Here is a 15,728-nt window from a genome sequence, read left to right on the forward strand (position 1 = left end):
TAATTACTTTTTAACAAATAAACAAATTTTAATTTAAAAATAATTTGATTTTTAGTATTTTGAATTGATTTTATTAACATTTTTTTAAAAAGATAAATTTTAATTAAAGATTAGATTAATAATTATAAAAAACTGATCTTTTTTATGCTATTTCATAGCAATGTTGAAGATCAGTTAATAAATAAATTTTTAAATTATTTTTTTATTTTTAAATTTCAATATCTTTCAATTTCAGTTAAAGTTTTTTGTGAAACTGGTTTAATATCATGATGAATAACATTATAAGATTTATCTAATTTTAATTCATTAGTTCCTGGATTAAATACAGTAAATTGAGAATTAATATCAAAAAGTCTGCTTAAATAGTTTCTTTCGTAATCGACAATTTGTTTTCATTGTTTTTCTTCAAGATCAGAAATGTTATATTTATCTTCTGGTTTTTCTTCATCAAAAATATCATTGAAATAATTTTCTTTTAAATAATCAACTAATTTTTTATAAGCTGCTGTATATCCTATATAATCAAAATTATTTAAAGATCCTAATTCCATTTTATTTTCTGTTTCATCTCATTTATTATCAGCTATACCCTCAAAAATAGAGTTTTTAGCTAATTCATAAATTTTATTTGTTGTTTGTTCATCAGTATTAGCTACAATAATTAAACCATCAACAAGCAATAAATTATCTCTTGGTCTAATAAATCTAATAACACCGTCGTTTACAGCATCATTATTATCATTTGCCAAATAAGCATCAAAGGCATCTCCATTATAAATAATACCGGCCTCAATGTCTGTATTTGGATCAATAATTTTATCAACTAATTCTAAACCGTTACCAATAAAGTTAATATTAATATCGTTTAAACTATAATTAAGAGCATTTTTGAAAATATTTTCAAATTGATCTATTAATTCTTTATAACTTTTTGGGCCCCTAACTTGTGATTGTACAAAATCTTCAAGACTATTAACAAATTGATCTTTAGTAGATAAATTTTGATTTTTAATAGAATTAGAATCTAAATGACGTTTAAATTCTGCAACAAAAGTTTCAATTTGATCTATTTTGCCAAAATTTTCTCCTTTGCCAGTAGCAAAAGTATTAACATATCTATTTTCTTTGTTATCAAAACGATAAGCTGAACCATAAATCATATTATCTCTAACTGAATCTGTTGCTTCTAATTTGCTAAAACCCATTTCTTTTAAAACTTTCAAAATCGAATAAAGACTGTAACTTCCTTTTTCCCAAGAATTATCATTTTTTCTTTCTTCATTTAATTTATTATGAATTTCTTGATCTAATTCATAATATTTTCTAAAATCAAAATCTTTATAATTATAATCATTACCGAATTTATTTAATTTTGCAAATAATTTTGTTGGGTTATAAGCAACTACCATATCTTGAGCAAAATATGGTACAAAATATTCTCATAAATGTCTTGGCCCATCTTCAAATTCATTACCATTAATATCAGTTAAAAGATCTTGATCATATGATACTAAATGTTCTCAAACAACATCAGTATATAATTCTTTTAATATATCTTTTAATTCTTTATTAGATTGATTTTCAAAAATTTCAGGGAAAATTTTTTTAAAATCAATTTTTTGTAATTTATTATTTTTAATTAAATTAACTACTTGTGAATCAGAACCTATACCAGCCACTGCTTTATTAGTTAAAATAGCATTAGTAAATTGATTAAGAGTATCAAATTCTTTATAATCAAATTCTTGTTCTATAATTTCTTTATTTTCATCAGAAATATACTGTTTATAGTTGTAAAAACTAGGTTTAAAAGAGGAAGAATATTTGTATGCCAAAGCCCCAGATAAAGTTCCTATTGTTCCAATAGCAGCTAAAAAATAAGCAAAATTTTTTGAAAATATTTTTTTAAACATTTTGCTCCTTTCCTAAAAATTTTTTATTTTTTTTAAAAAGAAACAAAAGTTTTTGTGATTTTTTAGTATTTAATTGTCTACTTTTTATAAATATTCAAACAATATTTATAAAAAGAGTAATTAACATTAATGCAGCACCAATTACTAAACCTCAAGCTTGAAAATCACTTTCATATAATTTTGTACCCAAAGTTGAAGTATTTGTTAAAGTTCTTAAAATAATAAAATCATCAAAAGAAAGAACCGCAGCAACAACAGCAACAAAAATAATCGTTGGTAACATATATACAAAATAGGTTTTAAATCAAGATCTTAAGGGAGAAAAACCTAAATCTTGACTAGCTTCAAATAAGGATTTATTGAATTTTTCACTTCTAGGTAACATAAGCGTTATACCGTATGGTAAAGCCATAATAGTATGACCTGTTATCCCTCTAATAATTCCCTCGCTTGTATTTGCTAATGAACCAAATAACATTGAAAAAACTAGTACAAGTCCTATAGCAGTAATATTATCTGGATTAATTAAAGGAATATTATTAACAGAATTAATAGCAGAAGAGATTTTTTTGTTTTTTTGTTTTCATAATGCAAAAGAAGTAACTAAAGAAATACTTACAACTAAAAAAGCAGTAATTAAAGCGATGATAATTGAATTAACTAAAGCTAAATCTCTTCCGCTTAATCAAAAATCTCTTCATGCTTGAGTTGTGAATCTATTTCAACTAAAACTTAAATAACCCTTAGAGCTAGGTGCATTAAAACTAAAAATAACAGCAAAAATCAATGGTATGTATGTTAAAGTTAATATTAAATAAATATATGAATGTTTTAAAAAAACTAAAAATTTATTCATATACTCATCCTTTCTTTGATATTTTGCTAATTAATTTAGGTGTTAGTTGTAATAAAGCATATAAACCAATAAAAATTGCTGAAACTACTAAAACAATTGTTGTCCCAGTAGCTAGGGCAAATTCATTAGAAGGATTAGTATAATCATTAATTATTGAACCAATTAATGGTAATTGATTTTTATTTGGAAGCAATTTATCACTAATGACAAAATTAGTAGCAGAAGATAGAAAAATTAATCCTAATCCACTTATTATTGCCTTAAGTCCATAAGGAACAACAACTTTAAAAAGAGTTTTAAATTTAGAATAACCTAAATCTTCGCTTGCTTCAATTATATTTTTGGGCATATCTTTAAACACAGAATAAAGTGGCATGATCATTAAGGGTAAATTTAAATAAGTTAAAGCCAAAACCATAAATCATTCGGCATTTAAAGTTTCTTCTTCAAAAATTGATAAAAAGAAACCTCTAATAGAGTAAATTTTAGCAATAGTAAAGATCACCATAGGACTAATAATTAAACTCATTGCGTATATAGCTAAATATTTATTTTTGCTCGATGCTATAAAATAAGCATAAGGAAAACCAATTATTAAACATAAAAGTGAGCTAATTACTCCTATTTTCAAACTTCTTCATATTTGTCTTCATGTATTAGCTTCTTTTATTAAAGAAAAAGAATCAAAATTTTCTCTTGGTGTTAATGCATTAATAATAATCATTAATACAGGTAAAATAATAAACAATAAAGCAATTAAAACAAAAGGAATGGTTAAAGTTAATCTTTTATTTAAAGACAATTTATTAACTATTTTTGTTCACATCTGCTGAATAATCTCACTTGCTATCTTTTTTCATTAAATGAATTGTATCAATTGTTCAACTTATAAATACTTTTTCACCAATATTAAATTTTTTTGCTGTTTCTACATGAATAATTTGCTTATTGTCTAATTCAACTGTTAAATAGTAATAACTACCTCTGTAAGTTAAATTTAAAATTTTACCAAGTAATTTTTGTCCTTGCTCTCTATCAGTATTTAATATATCTACGTCTTCTGGTCTAATTAAAACATCTACTTCTTGACCTATTTCAAACTCATTTTCATCATGAATAGTTCTAAATTGTTTATTACCTCAAATAGTAACTGTTGCATTTTCACCAAAAATACCATTATAAATATTTGATTCACCAATAAAATTAGCTACTCATTTATTTACTGGATAATCGTAAATTACTTTAGGAGTATCATATTGTTCAATTTTACCATCTCTTACAATTGCTACTCTATCAGATAATTCTAGAGCTTCATGTTGATCGTGTGTAACAAAGATAAAAGTTAAACCTAATTTTTTTTGGATGTTTCTTAATAAAATTTGCATTCTTTGTCTTATTTTAGCATCTAAAGCACTTAGAGGTTCATCTAATAATAAAATTTCTGGTTCAATTACAAGTGATCGAGCTAAAGCAACTCTTTGTCTCATTCCCCCAGATAATTCATTTATTTTTTTCTTTTCGTTTCCTTCTAAACCTACTAATTTAACTATTTGATCAACTTCTTGTTGAATTTCAAGTTTATTTAATTTTCTTGTTAAATATTTTTTTTCAAATTTTTCTGTTTGTTCAGTTACATAATATTCTCAATATGAATATTTAAAATCAGAATCATCTAATCATGATTGTCTTTTCTTATATTGTCTACTTGTAGGTTTAAATTTAGACATTTCAGATTCATATTCTTCTTGAATTTTATCTAATTGTGCCATCTTCATTTTAGCTTTTTGTTCTCATTGTTTAATTTTTTGTTCTAATAATTGTTTATATTTAGGATTAACATGTTCTTTAGGCTTTCTTTTTAAAACTAATCCGTATCTAATATTACCTTCTACATTTAAATGAGGAAATAGAGCGTAATCTTGAAAAATGGTTGATAAATCTCTTGAATGAGCCGGTAAATCTTTAATATCTAATCCATTAAATTTTATTTCTCCTCTAGTTGCTCATTCAAAACCGGCTATTAAACGTAAAATAGTTGTTTTGCCAGATCCTGATGGGCCTAAAAGAGTTACAAATTCTCCTTTATTTATTTTTAAATCCACATTATCTAAAACTAATTTACCATCAAATTCTTTGACTACTTCTTTAAGTTCAATAATGTGTTGTATATTATTTTTTTTCATTGAACTCCTTTAATTTAATTAAACGAAAATAGCATAATTAAATTAAAGCGGACGCGCAATCATAAAGATTTTGTGAATATTCAATAACATAAAATGGTAATGAAGGATTATTATCTTCATTAAAAATTAATAAGATCTGTTTAGATCTGTATTTATCTTGTTTCCAATAATTTGCTATTTTCATAGCAAAATTATAGAAAATAAATTAAAAAATCTTTTAATTTTTTTAAAATAAAAAAAACAGATTTTTAAATCTGTTTTTAAATAATAAATTTTATTCATTATCAAACTCATTATTATTAGTAATTGCTAATGAATTAGTTTTTTTGTTAAGAATTTTAATTTCACTTACATTAGTGCTATAATCATCAACCAATAATTGTTCATAATCATTAATTTCATAATTTGTTTTTATCAATAAACTCTTTTCAATATTTGAATCAGTAGTTAATTCTTCAATTAATTTTGCTAAATAATCAAAAATATCAAATTTTATTTCCTCTCAGATAATTGCGTTAATAACAAAAACTGGATATTTTTTATTTCTAATAAATTTAATTTTGTCATTAAATTTTAAATAATCTTCTAAAGTATCGTATTCAAAATTATCAATTATAAAGCATGTATGAATTTTATTATTTACTTTTAAAGCAATATCAATAGTAATAGTACCAATATTTTCATTATTGGTTAATTCTAAAATACTTGAATTATTTAAATATTTTTCTAATTCTTCATAAATTTTGTTTTGTAATTGAGACATTGAAAAATTATTATTTTGATTCTTTGGATTAATATACTCTTTCTTTTCTTCTTCAGATAAATCTAAAAATTCTAATCATTTTTTAAAAATTAAAAGATCTTCATTATCCCAAGAATTAATAATTATATCTGAAGCATAAATTGATTTAATAACAATCATTTTTTCTTTAGCTCTTGTAATAGCAACATTTAAAGCATTTTTACCACCTATTCTACCGACATATGTAGAATGTATAGTTGCATTTTTATCATACGCTACAGAAGCGATTACTAAATCAGCTTCATCGCCTTGAATATTTTCAATATTTCTTATTAAAAGATTGTTACTTTCAATTTTTTTTCTTAATTTTTCATTTGAATTAATAATTATATTTTCTAACTTATCTCTTTGAGATTTGTTAAAAGATAAAAGAATTATTTTTTCATAACTATCTATATTATTTTCCAGTGTTTTAATTGCAATATCAATTTCTAAATTATTAGTATTATTTTCTCAAATTCCTTCAACATTTATTGTTTCAATAGCGCAATTAATTTCTTTAGAAAAATTATTGTTATATAAATCGATAACATCTAAATTTTCATCATAAAAATGTTTGGAACTAAAAGTCATTAAAGAAGCAAAATTAGAACGATAATTTTTATCCAATAAAATACTATGAATACCAAATTTTTCTGCATGATCTAAAATTGAATCAATCCCAGCATATACTGAATCTTCTTCTACAAAACGAGTATTAAATCAATTTGATGGTTTCATTTGTTGATTATCGCCTGCTAAAATTTTATTTTTTGCCAAATATAACAAGGGTAAACCTTTTTCATTAAACATTTGACTTGCTTCATCAATAATAGCATAATCAAATTCTTCTTTTTTTCATATAGAAAGATCCATTTCTGGTGTTGCAATAATAATTGGAAAGAAAATTTTAATTATATCCGAATACTCTTTAATAAATTTATGAGGTTTCATTTTAGCATTTTTTACAATGGCGCTAAAATTATTTAAACGATTTTTATCTATTTTATTAATTTTTTCTATTATACGCTCAGCAACTGTTTGATTTATTCAATCAATATTAACTGTTTTTTGAGAATTATTATTTGGTAGCGCACTATAAATAGATTTGATGATATTTCAATCATCAAAATCAAAAGTATTAACTATGCTTTTTAATTCATTAAAATTAATGTTAAAGTTATTAAATTTATCGAATAATTCAGTTGAATTATTTTTTAAAAATTTGTATTTTTTATTAAAAAATTTAAATTTTAGTTTATTTAATTTTAATAATTCTTTTAAATATTTTTTAGAAGTTTTATATTTTAAATTAACTGTATAAAGTAATTCTGAATCTAATTTAATTAAAATTTTAAATTGTTCTTCTGTTAAAAGATCTAAAATAGTTTTTGTTTTACCAATAAACTCTAAATATTTATCAAATTTAATTTTCGATTTTCATTTTTTTAAATTTTCAACAAAATTAATTTCGCTTTCATCGACAATATTTATTTTAGGTTTAGATAAAGTATTATTTTTTTCAAAATTTTCCAAATAACCTATGTAAATTTTTAAAGGATGATAAAACTTACTTTTGCTATTACTTCCTACTGGATTACTAAGAACTAAAGCATATTGTTTTAATATTCCTAAACGTTCTTTGATTACTTCTAAAGCAGCCTTTTTTTCACTTGATACTAAAGCGGTTTTATTGTAAAACAATATATTAACAAGAATATTAACTATTGTTTGACTTTTACCTGTTCCCGGTGGCCCTCAAATAATAGTATTTTGTTTGAGCGCACTTATAATTGCTTTATCTTGTGAATAATTAGTTGGTGAAATTTTTAATAATCTTGTTTTAGGATTACTTATTACTTCTTGAATATTTTTTTTGTAAATATTTTTATCAAATTCAGCAACAAGAATGTTTTCAAGTTCTTTATTTTTAATTATTTCTAACATTCTATTTCTTAAATATCCACCAGAAGGTTGAAAAATTCCTAACACCATTCCATCATGAAATTCTAACTCTTGATTTTGAATTTCTTCTTCTTCAAAATTTTTAATTGGATTTTCTAATTTAATATCAAAATTATAAAAACTATTTTCTCATTTTTGTTTTAAAAGTTTTATTAATTGAAATATGTTTTGTTGATCATCATTTAATTCTTCATCTATATGTAAATCAAAACCTTCATTATTTAAAACAAATAAAAGTTTTTCATTTAATTTTAAATCACCGTTAGAAATTAATTTAATTATTCCATTATTAAAATCTAAATCAACTGGTTTTAAAAATAAAGGAGCGTATATTTTTTTATTTTTTTCTTTTAAGTGAACTTTTACAAAAACACAACCAACATATAAAGACCATGAACTAGTTTGTTCATAAATGGATAAAATCTCTTGATAATATTTTTTGAATATGGAATTAAATTGTTGTAATTTTGCATTGTATTCACTTATAATTTGTTTTTTTTCTTTTTCAAAATCTTGATAAATAAATTTTTCTTTTTTTGCAAGATTAATATAATTTATTTTTTTTAAATACTCAATTAATTCTAGTGGTAAATAAATATTATTGAGTTTTTGAATTATTTCGTTTAAATATTCAGCTCTTATTCTAATTGAAAAATTATTTTGATATGTAATTTCTCTAATAACATCTAAATTAAAAGTAGAATAAAGATCAAATAATTTATCATTATCTACTTTTACAAATAATGAAGTATCCTTATTTGAAATATTTAATAGATTATTTAAAATTGTTTGATATTCTCAATCTAAATTTTGTTGATTTTTCATATATAACTCCTTTAACGTATAAATTATATATATTAAAAAGCATTTTATAAATTTAAGTGTAATAAAAATCATCCTTTTTAGGATGATTTTGTCATTTAAAACGATATGGTGCGAACGAATGGACTTGAACCATCGACCTCACGATTATCAGTCGTGTGCTCTAACCAGCTGAGCTACGCTCGCATTACACTATGAATTTTACCAAAAATTCATAGTTTAAGTAAAAAAATAAATAAAAACTAACGTTTAGAGAATTGACGAGCACGACGGGCTGCATTAAGACCAGGTTTTTTACGTTCTTTAACACGTGCATCTCTAGTCAACATACCTTCTGGTTTAAGTTTTTCACGATATGAATCACTAGCTAATAATAACGCACGAGCTATACCAAGACGAATAGCTCCAGCTTGTCCGCTTAATCCACCACCACGTACATTAACAAAAATGTCAAAAGTTCCTTTTGTATTTGTTAATACTAATGGTTGTTCTGCATCTTGAATGTATAAATCAGAAGTTAAATAATCTTTTGCTTCTCGATTATTAATAACAAATTTCCCAGTTCCGGTTTTTAAAGTCACACGAGCTGTAGAAGATTTACGACGACCTAGTCCACGATATTCTATTATTTTTGCCATTCTATCTTACCTCTAAACTTTCTGGTTGTTGTGCTTGATGTTTGTGTTCTGGTCCTGCATAAACAAAAAGATTTTTACGTTGTTTATTTCCTAATTTTGTATGAGGAATCATTCCTGAAATAGCTTTTTCAACAAGTGCTGTAGGTTTTTTTACTCTTAATTTAGCAGCATTAATTGATTTTAAACCACCAGGATAACCTGAATGATGATAGTAAATTTTATCTTCTTCTTTATTAGCTGTTAATAATATTTTTTCAGCATTGATAATAATTACGTAATCACCCATATCAGCATTTGGTGTAAAAGTAGGTTTAGTTTTGCCTCTTAAAACTGAAGCTACAAATGCGGCTAAACGACCTAAAACTTGTCCTTCTGCATCTACAACGAATCATTTTTTGTTAGCCTTTTCACGGTTTACAATTGTAGTTTGTCTCACGATTTTCCTCCTAATAGTTAGTTTTTATTTTATATGTATCTTTAAAGACTTATTTTTGACATTAAAATAACGTTTTTATTATATAACAAAATAAAAAAAGCAATATAAATATAATTAAAATCTCATAGTATTGATTTTTAAAGGTTAAACATGATTATTTTTAATTAAAAGTAATAAAATTTTTAATATGAAAAACATACGTAAATATTTTCCTTTGCTTAAAAAAATAACTTTTTTAGATAATAGTGCTCTTTGTCAAAAACCAATACAAGCAATAAATAAAGAAAAATCTTTTTATCTTGAATATGCAGTAAGTACAAGAACCAGCGATAGTTCAATAGGAATTAAAAATAATTTAATTATTAAAGAGGTAAAAGAAAAAGTTAAAGAATTAATTAATGCCAATAAAAATGATTATATTATTTTTACTTCTGGAGCAACAGACTCATTAAATAAAATTGCCTTAATGTTAAAAGATAAAATACAAAATAATCAGGAAATTTTAATATCTGCTTATAATCATTCATCTAATATTGCTCCTTGAATTAAAATTGCTAAAGACAAAGGTGCTATTATCAAATTTAGTGAAAATATACTTGAAGATATTAATGAAAATACAGTTATTGTTGCAATAAGTCAAGTTTCAAATTCATTTTATCATCCAATAAATATGAAAAAAATTAAAGAAAAGGCACAATTGTATAATTCAATCATAGTTAATGATGCAGCTCAAGCTATTGTAAGTGAAAAAGTAGATATGAAAAATAGTGATATTGTAGTTTTTAGTACAAATAAATTTTATGGACCTACAGGTTTAGGAATTTTAGCAATCAATGATAAAGTTCAAAAATTAATTGATCCTGTTTTTGTGGGCGGAGGAACAATAGATAGAATTGATAATTGTGAATTAACCATTAAAAATGGTGAAACTGCTTTTGAACCTGGCACACCTAATTTAGCAGCTATTTACATGTTTGATGCTGCATTAGATTTTTTTAAAAAATATATAAATTATGAAAATACTAAAATTAAATTAACTAAGTTAACTAAATATTTATACAAGCAATTATTAGAAATAAACAATTTAGAAATTTATACACCTATTGAAAGTCATATTATTATTTTTAATATTAAAAATATTTCTGCACAAGACGTAGCGCATTATTTAGCTACACAAAATATTTATGTTAGATCTGGGATTTTTTGCGCACAGTATTTAAAAAATATTAAAAAAGAAAACTCCTTTGTGAGAATATCTTTAGGAGTTTATAATAATTATAATGATTGTAAAAAAATACTACAAGCTTTAAAAAACGGGGGTGATTTTCTTGTTTTATAATCAAAATCAAAAAAGAGATATCATAATGCAACATTACAGATATCCTATTTTTAAAAAAAATATTAAAAATGATTTATTAATAGAAAAATTTGGCGAATCTTGTAGCGACTATTTAAAAATAGAATTTCAAATTTGTAATAATACTTTAACCGATATTTGATTTGATGGAAACGGTTGTGCCTTTTTTATAGCTTCAAGCGATATTTTAATAAAACAAATTATTAATAAAAATTTAAATGAAATTCATTATATATTAAATTTATTCGAAAAATTAATTTTAGGAGATGAATTACTTAGCGAAACCGAGAAAGAAGAATTAAAAGAGTTGATGATTTTCGAAAATGTCAAAACACATTTTAATCGAACACATTGTTGTTTAATGTTGCAACGTTTATTAAAAAATGAATTAAATAATAAAAATGAATAAAATAATTTTTCATATAGATTTTGATTCATATTTTGTAAGCGCTCATAGATCTAAAAATCCCTTTTTAAATAATAAACCTGTTGCAATAGGAAAGAAAACATATAAATCAATAGTAACTTCAATAAGTTATGAATTAAAAAAATTAGGAATTAAAGCAGGAGATCCAGTTAATTTAGTAATTAATAAAGAACCAAAAACTATTTTTATTCAACCAGATTTTAATCTTTATTTAGAAATATCTAATAATATTTTTGAATATTTAGCCATTAAATATTCAAAAAAAATTGAAATTTATTCAATTGATGAATGTTGAATAGATATAACTAATAATTTAAAGAATAAATCAGCATTTCAAATGGCAAAAGAAATACAAAATAATATAATGAAATTTTTTAAAATTCCTATTTCAATTGGCATATCCTATAATAAATTTTTTGCTAAAATGGCTACTACTTTAGCAAAACCCTTTGGCATAAAAGAAATCAATGTTTTAAATTTTAAAGAACAATTGTGAAATTTAGATTTAAAAGAATATTTTGGTATAGGCAAGGCATTATTACCTAAATTAAATCAATTAAATATATGAACAATAAAAGATCTTGCTATACAAAATCCTTATAATCCTTTGTTATATTCTATTTTAAAATCAAAAACAAAAATTTTAATTGATCAAGCTAATGGTACAGCTGATGATGTAATTAATACTAATAATAATCATCCTAAAAGTGTAGGAGTGGATTTAACATTTGATCATTATGATTATGATAAAAATGATTTAATTAATATTTTAAAAGAAATGACAAATAAGATATGTTTGAAGGCACAAAAAAACGATTTAGTTAGTGATACGATTTATATTAATTTTCGTTATATGGACAAAAAATGAAAAGGTAAACAATATAAATTAACAACATATTCAAATGAATTTAATTATATTTTTAAATATGTTTCGATATTATTTGAACAAATGTATCAAAATCAAAAACTAAAAGGTATAGGAGTTAAAATTTTAAATGTAAAAGATATTGATTTGGTGTCCATTCCTATTCCTTTATTTGGTAAAGAAAATAATACCAATTATAACAATACAAAAATAAATAATCAAAAAACTAAAAAAATAAAAAATATAGTTCAATTAATTAATAAAAAAACAAATAGTTCAGTAACTTATTTAGCTTCAAAATTAGAAACTAATTCTAAATTATTAAAAAAACAAACTAGATTTTTTAGTGAAAATAGTTATGAAAATACAATATATAAGGATAAAAAATGAAAATAGCATTATTTGGTGGATCATTTAACCCAATACATTCTGGACATATAAAAATAGCAGAATTTGCTATTAAAGAATTGAATTTAGATAAATTGATATTTATTCCAACCGCAACTAATCCTTTCAAGAAAAAACAAAAAAACGTTTCTGCAGTAGATAGAATAAATATGGTTAAACTAGCGATTGAAAATAAAGAAAAAATGACTTTTTCAGATTTTGAAACTAAAAGAGGTGGTATTAGTTATACTTTTGAAACCATTAGATATTTTAAAAAGAAATATCCTAATGAAGAATTATTTTTTATAATGGGTAGCGATTTGTTAGGCAAATTACATAAATGAGAATTTATTGAGGAAATAGCATCAAGTGTTCAACTTGTAGTTTTTAAAAGAACTAAAAAAATAGCCAAAGAAAATATAAAAAAATATAGTATAAAAGTTTTAAATAATCCCTTATTTTTTGAGTCTTCAACAGCTATTAGAAATGGTGCTTTAGAGCAAACTCCAAAAAAAGTTAACGAATACATTGGTAAAAATTATTTATATGCTTTTGAATTAGTTCATATGATACTTAAAAAAGATCCTAAAAGAGCAAAACATTGTGTAGCTGCTGCAGAATTTGCTGTTAAATTAGCAAAAGTTTTAAAATATGATGCTAAAGTTGCTTATCATGCTGGACTGTTTCATGATATTGCTAAAAGATTTAATCAGGAATATTCATATCAATTAATCAAAAAATATACTAAAAACTATAATCAAAATAACTATCCTGCTCATGTTTTACATCAAATATGTGGTGCTTTATGAGTAGAAAAAATTTATAAAAATAATAATCAGGATTTAATTAGAGCAATAAAAATTCACACCACTTTAGATTTAGAATTAACATTATTAGACAAAATAATTTTTGTTGCAGATAAAATTTGTGATGGCAGAGCTTTTGAAGGAGTACAAAAATTAAGAAAATTAGCACTAGAAAATTTTGATTTGGCTTTTGCTAAAATTGTCAAATTAAATTATGAATTTAATATCAAAAAAGGCATTAAACTATCATCAGAAGCTGAAAATATTTATCAAAAATGGATGTTAAAAAATGAATAATAACAATTTAATAAGAATACAAAAATTAATAGCGCAGAGTGGTTTTTGTTCCCGTAGAAAAGCAGAAGAATTAATTCTAGCTAAAAAAATAAAAGTTAATGGATCTTTAGCTCAAATTGGACAATTAGTTTCTGTAAATGATCAAATTACAATAAATAATCAAATAATTAATTTAAATAATCAAAATAACTTTGTTTACTTTTTGTTAAACAAACCTAAAAAAACAATCACCACCACTAAAGATCCCTTCAAAAGAAAAACGGTCATAGATTTAATTGATACATCTTATAGAATTGTTCCAGTTGGCAGATTAGATTATGATACAACAGGTGTGTTATTATTAACAAATGATTTAGAAATGGTAAATAAACTAAGTCATCCTAAATATGAAATTAAACGTATTTATCGTGCTAGAATAAATGAACCATTAACATTAAAGGAGTTTAAACTAATTAACAAAGAAGTTTTAGTTAATGGAAAAATTTCAAAACAAATTGTTGACCAAGTAGCTGATAAATCTTACACTGTAGAATTACACGTTGGTTCTTATCATCATATAAAAGAATTATTTAAAGTATTTAATAAAAAAGTTATAAATTTAAAGAGAATTCAATATGCTAATTTAACAACTGAAAAAATACCTGAAGGTTATTATAGAAAATTAAAATTAAAAGAAATTAAAGATTTAAAAACAATTATAAGAATACAAGAAGAAAGACTAAAAAAAATTAATGAAAAAAAGAAAATTAATGAAATTTTTAGTAAGTAGCACATTAATATTTTCTACTTTAATAGCAGCTAAATGTCAAAGTAGTTTTTATGATACTAATCAAGTTTTAGAAGCACAATATAGTCAAGAAATGCATCAATTAGTTATGCAATATAGAAATAATTATCAAGAAATAAAAGATTTTTTTAATTTAAATAATATTAATAAAAATCATGCTTTGACTTTTTTTGAAACCAGAAGAAAAAATAGTAAAAACATCAGTAGTTTTTTAGTTAAAAATTTAATTGATAATATTGAAATATCAAATATTTTAAAACAAGACAATCAATCAAAAGATATAGGATATTATGAAAATCAAAAATGAATTTCTCTTAAAGAAACAATGCATACAATAATAGAAGATTTAAGTCTAAATGAAAATGATTTTCAGTCTAATTTTTTAGCATATGTGGATCGTTTTGAAAAAATAAACAAAGAAATGTATAGTATCATCGAAGACGCAGCTAAAGGTTTTAACAATTGACAAGTTAGCAAATTCTTAAATTTATTTTTAAATGATGATAATAATGACTGACCACTTTTTAATAAAACAAAAAACAAAATTGAAGAGCGATTAATTTTTAAAGATCATATTAATAGTTTTATTTTAAATTTAGAATTAGAATTAGAAAATAAAATTTTTAATAAACAATTGAAAAATATTGATTATAGTAAATTAGGATTTTTGCCTAATAGTGATAATACTTTTGGACATTTACACGCTATTATAAATTTATGAAATGAATGAAATAGTATGACATTTTTTTACTATGAGAATGATATTATTCAAACTGATAATAATAACCAAATTATGAAAATTAATAATTTTGTAAATAATTTCAAAAATTTAAATTCTAAAAATAATTCAATAATTATTAAAAATATTAAAAATCAACAAGAATTTAAATTATCTGAATTTATTAAACAATTAGAAATTATTTTAAATGAAAATCCAATTGAAATTTTTAACAATAAAAATGAAAAAGATATTTTTACAAATGCTCTTTTAATACCATTTGAAAATCTTTTAAAAATAGCTAAACAAATAAATTTATTAACTAAAAATTTAGATTAACAAAAAAAATAGCAAATTTTGCTATTTTTGCTCGATTGCAATGTGCAGTGCAACAACAAAAGAGTAAAGAAATAGTAAAAAGCCGGAACATTGAAACGGCTTTTTAACATGCTTTCATTTTATATAAAGAAAATAAAATTTAATCGTGGTG

Annotated in this window: 14 protein-coding genes and 1 tRNA gene; 6 read left to right on the forward strand and 9 right to left on the reverse strand. The window is 22.8% G+C overall.

All coding sequences use genetic code 4. The features are described 5' to 3' along the window. Positions 1 to 194: 194 nt before the first annotated feature. From VBM87_RS02255 to rplM, 9 genes are all read right to left on the reverse strand, one after another. Positions 195 to 1,913: a hypothetical protein gene (locus VBM87_RS02255; RefSeq protein WP_323177201.1), complete on the reverse strand. Its 1,719-nt coding sequence runs from the start codon at positions 1,911 to 1,913 to the stop codon at positions 195 to 197. Next, on the reverse strand, positions 1,906 to 2,769 hold the full coding sequence (locus VBM87_RS02260; RefSeq protein ID WP_323177202.1) for an ABC transporter permease: 864 nt from the start codon (positions 2,767 to 2,769) through the stop codon (positions 1,906 to 1,908). The genes VBM87_RS02255 and VBM87_RS02260 overlap by 8 nt, the downstream gene beginning before the upstream one ends. After that, positions 2,762 to 3,595 (reverse strand): ABC transporter permease, encoded by an 834-nt coding sequence (locus VBM87_RS02265; protein WP_323177203.1) that lies wholly within the window; start codon positions 3,593 to 3,595, stop codon positions 2,762 to 2,764. The genes VBM87_RS02260 and VBM87_RS02265 overlap by 8 nt, the downstream gene beginning before the upstream one ends. Beyond that, the gene (locus VBM87_RS02270; protein ID WP_323177204.1) at positions 3,576 to 4,952 is read right to left on the reverse strand and encodes an ABC transporter ATP-binding protein; all 1,377 of its coding nucleotides are present in this window, start codon (positions 4,950 to 4,952) and stop codon (positions 3,576 to 3,578) included. Before VBM87_RS02270 ends, VBM87_RS02265 begins: the two co-directional genes overlap by 20 nt. 37 nt (positions 4,953 to 4,989) lie before the next feature. Next, positions 4,990 to 5,136, reverse strand: a complete 147-nt coding sequence (locus VBM87_RS02275; RefSeq protein ID WP_257075686.1) for a hypothetical protein — start codon at positions 5,134 to 5,136, stop codon at positions 4,990 to 4,992. Between the two features lie 90 nt (positions 5,137 to 5,226). After that, positions 5,227 to 8,523 (reverse strand): DEAD/DEAH box helicase, encoded by a 3,297-nt coding sequence (locus tag VBM87_RS02280; RefSeq protein WP_323177205.1) that lies wholly within the window; start codon positions 8,521 to 8,523, stop codon positions 5,227 to 5,229. Positions 8,524 to 8,629: 106 nt separating this feature from the next. After that, positions 8,630 to 8,706, reverse strand: a tRNA-Ile gene (locus VBM87_RS02285). 56 nt (positions 8,707 to 8,762) lie between these two features. Further along, on the reverse strand, positions 8,763 to 9,158 hold the full coding sequence (rpsI, locus tag VBM87_RS02290; protein WP_257075689.1) for a 30S ribosomal protein S9: 396 nt from the start codon (positions 9,156 to 9,158) through the stop codon (positions 8,763 to 8,765). 1 nt (position 9,159) lies between these two features. Continuing rightward, the gene (gene rplM / locus VBM87_RS02295) at positions 9,160 to 9,594 is read right to left on the reverse strand and encodes a 50S ribosomal protein L13 (protein ID WP_257075690.1); all 435 of its coding nucleotides are present in this window, start codon (positions 9,592 to 9,594) and stop codon (positions 9,160 to 9,162) included. A gap of 187 nt (positions 9,595 to 9,781) precedes the next feature. On the opposite strand from rplM, the gene VBM87_RS02300 reads away from it, so the two are divergent. From VBM87_RS02300 to VBM87_RS02325, 6 genes are read left to right on the forward strand one after another with little or no spacing between them, the layout of a single operon-like run. Next, positions 9,782 to 10,933, forward strand: a complete 1,152-nt coding sequence (locus VBM87_RS02300) for an aminotransferase class V-fold PLP-dependent enzyme (RefSeq protein WP_323177206.1) — start codon at positions 9,782 to 9,784, stop codon at positions 10,931 to 10,933. Then, entirely contained in the window at positions 10,923 to 11,360 is a 438-nt protein-coding gene (locus VBM87_RS02305) for an iron-sulfur cluster assembly scaffold protein (RefSeq protein WP_323177207.1), read from the forward strand. Before VBM87_RS02300 ends, VBM87_RS02305 begins: the two co-directional genes overlap by 11 nt. Continuing rightward, the gene (locus VBM87_RS02310) at positions 11,353 to 12,639 is read left to right on the forward strand and encodes a DNA polymerase IV (RefSeq protein WP_323177208.1); all 1,287 of its coding nucleotides are present in this window, start codon (positions 11,353 to 11,355) and stop codon (positions 12,637 to 12,639) included. Before VBM87_RS02305 ends, VBM87_RS02310 begins: the two co-directional genes overlap by 8 nt. Further along, a complete protein-coding gene (locus VBM87_RS02315; protein WP_323177209.1) occupies positions 12,630 to 13,733 on the forward strand; it encodes a nicotinate-nucleotide adenylyltransferase in 1,104 nt (367 codons plus the stop codon). Before VBM87_RS02310 ends, VBM87_RS02315 begins: the two co-directional genes overlap by 10 nt. Further along, positions 13,726 to 14,502: a pseudouridine synthase gene (locus VBM87_RS02320; protein ID WP_323177210.1), complete on the forward strand. Its 777-nt coding sequence runs from the start codon at positions 13,726 to 13,728 to the stop codon at positions 14,500 to 14,502. Before VBM87_RS02315 ends, VBM87_RS02320 begins: the two co-directional genes overlap by 8 nt. Then, entirely contained in the window at positions 14,465 to 15,577 is a 1,113-nt protein-coding gene (locus VBM87_RS02325) for an MAG0770 family lipoprotein (RefSeq protein WP_416349188.1), read from the forward strand. The genes VBM87_RS02320 and VBM87_RS02325 overlap by 38 nt, the downstream gene beginning before the upstream one ends. Positions 15,578 to 15,728 lie beyond the last annotated feature (151 nt).

This window comes from Mycoplasma sp. 744 (assembly GCF_034863305.1).
Classification (GTDB): domain Bacteria; phylum Bacillota_I; class Bacilli_A; order Mycoplasmatales; family Metamycoplasmataceae; genus Mycoplasmopsis.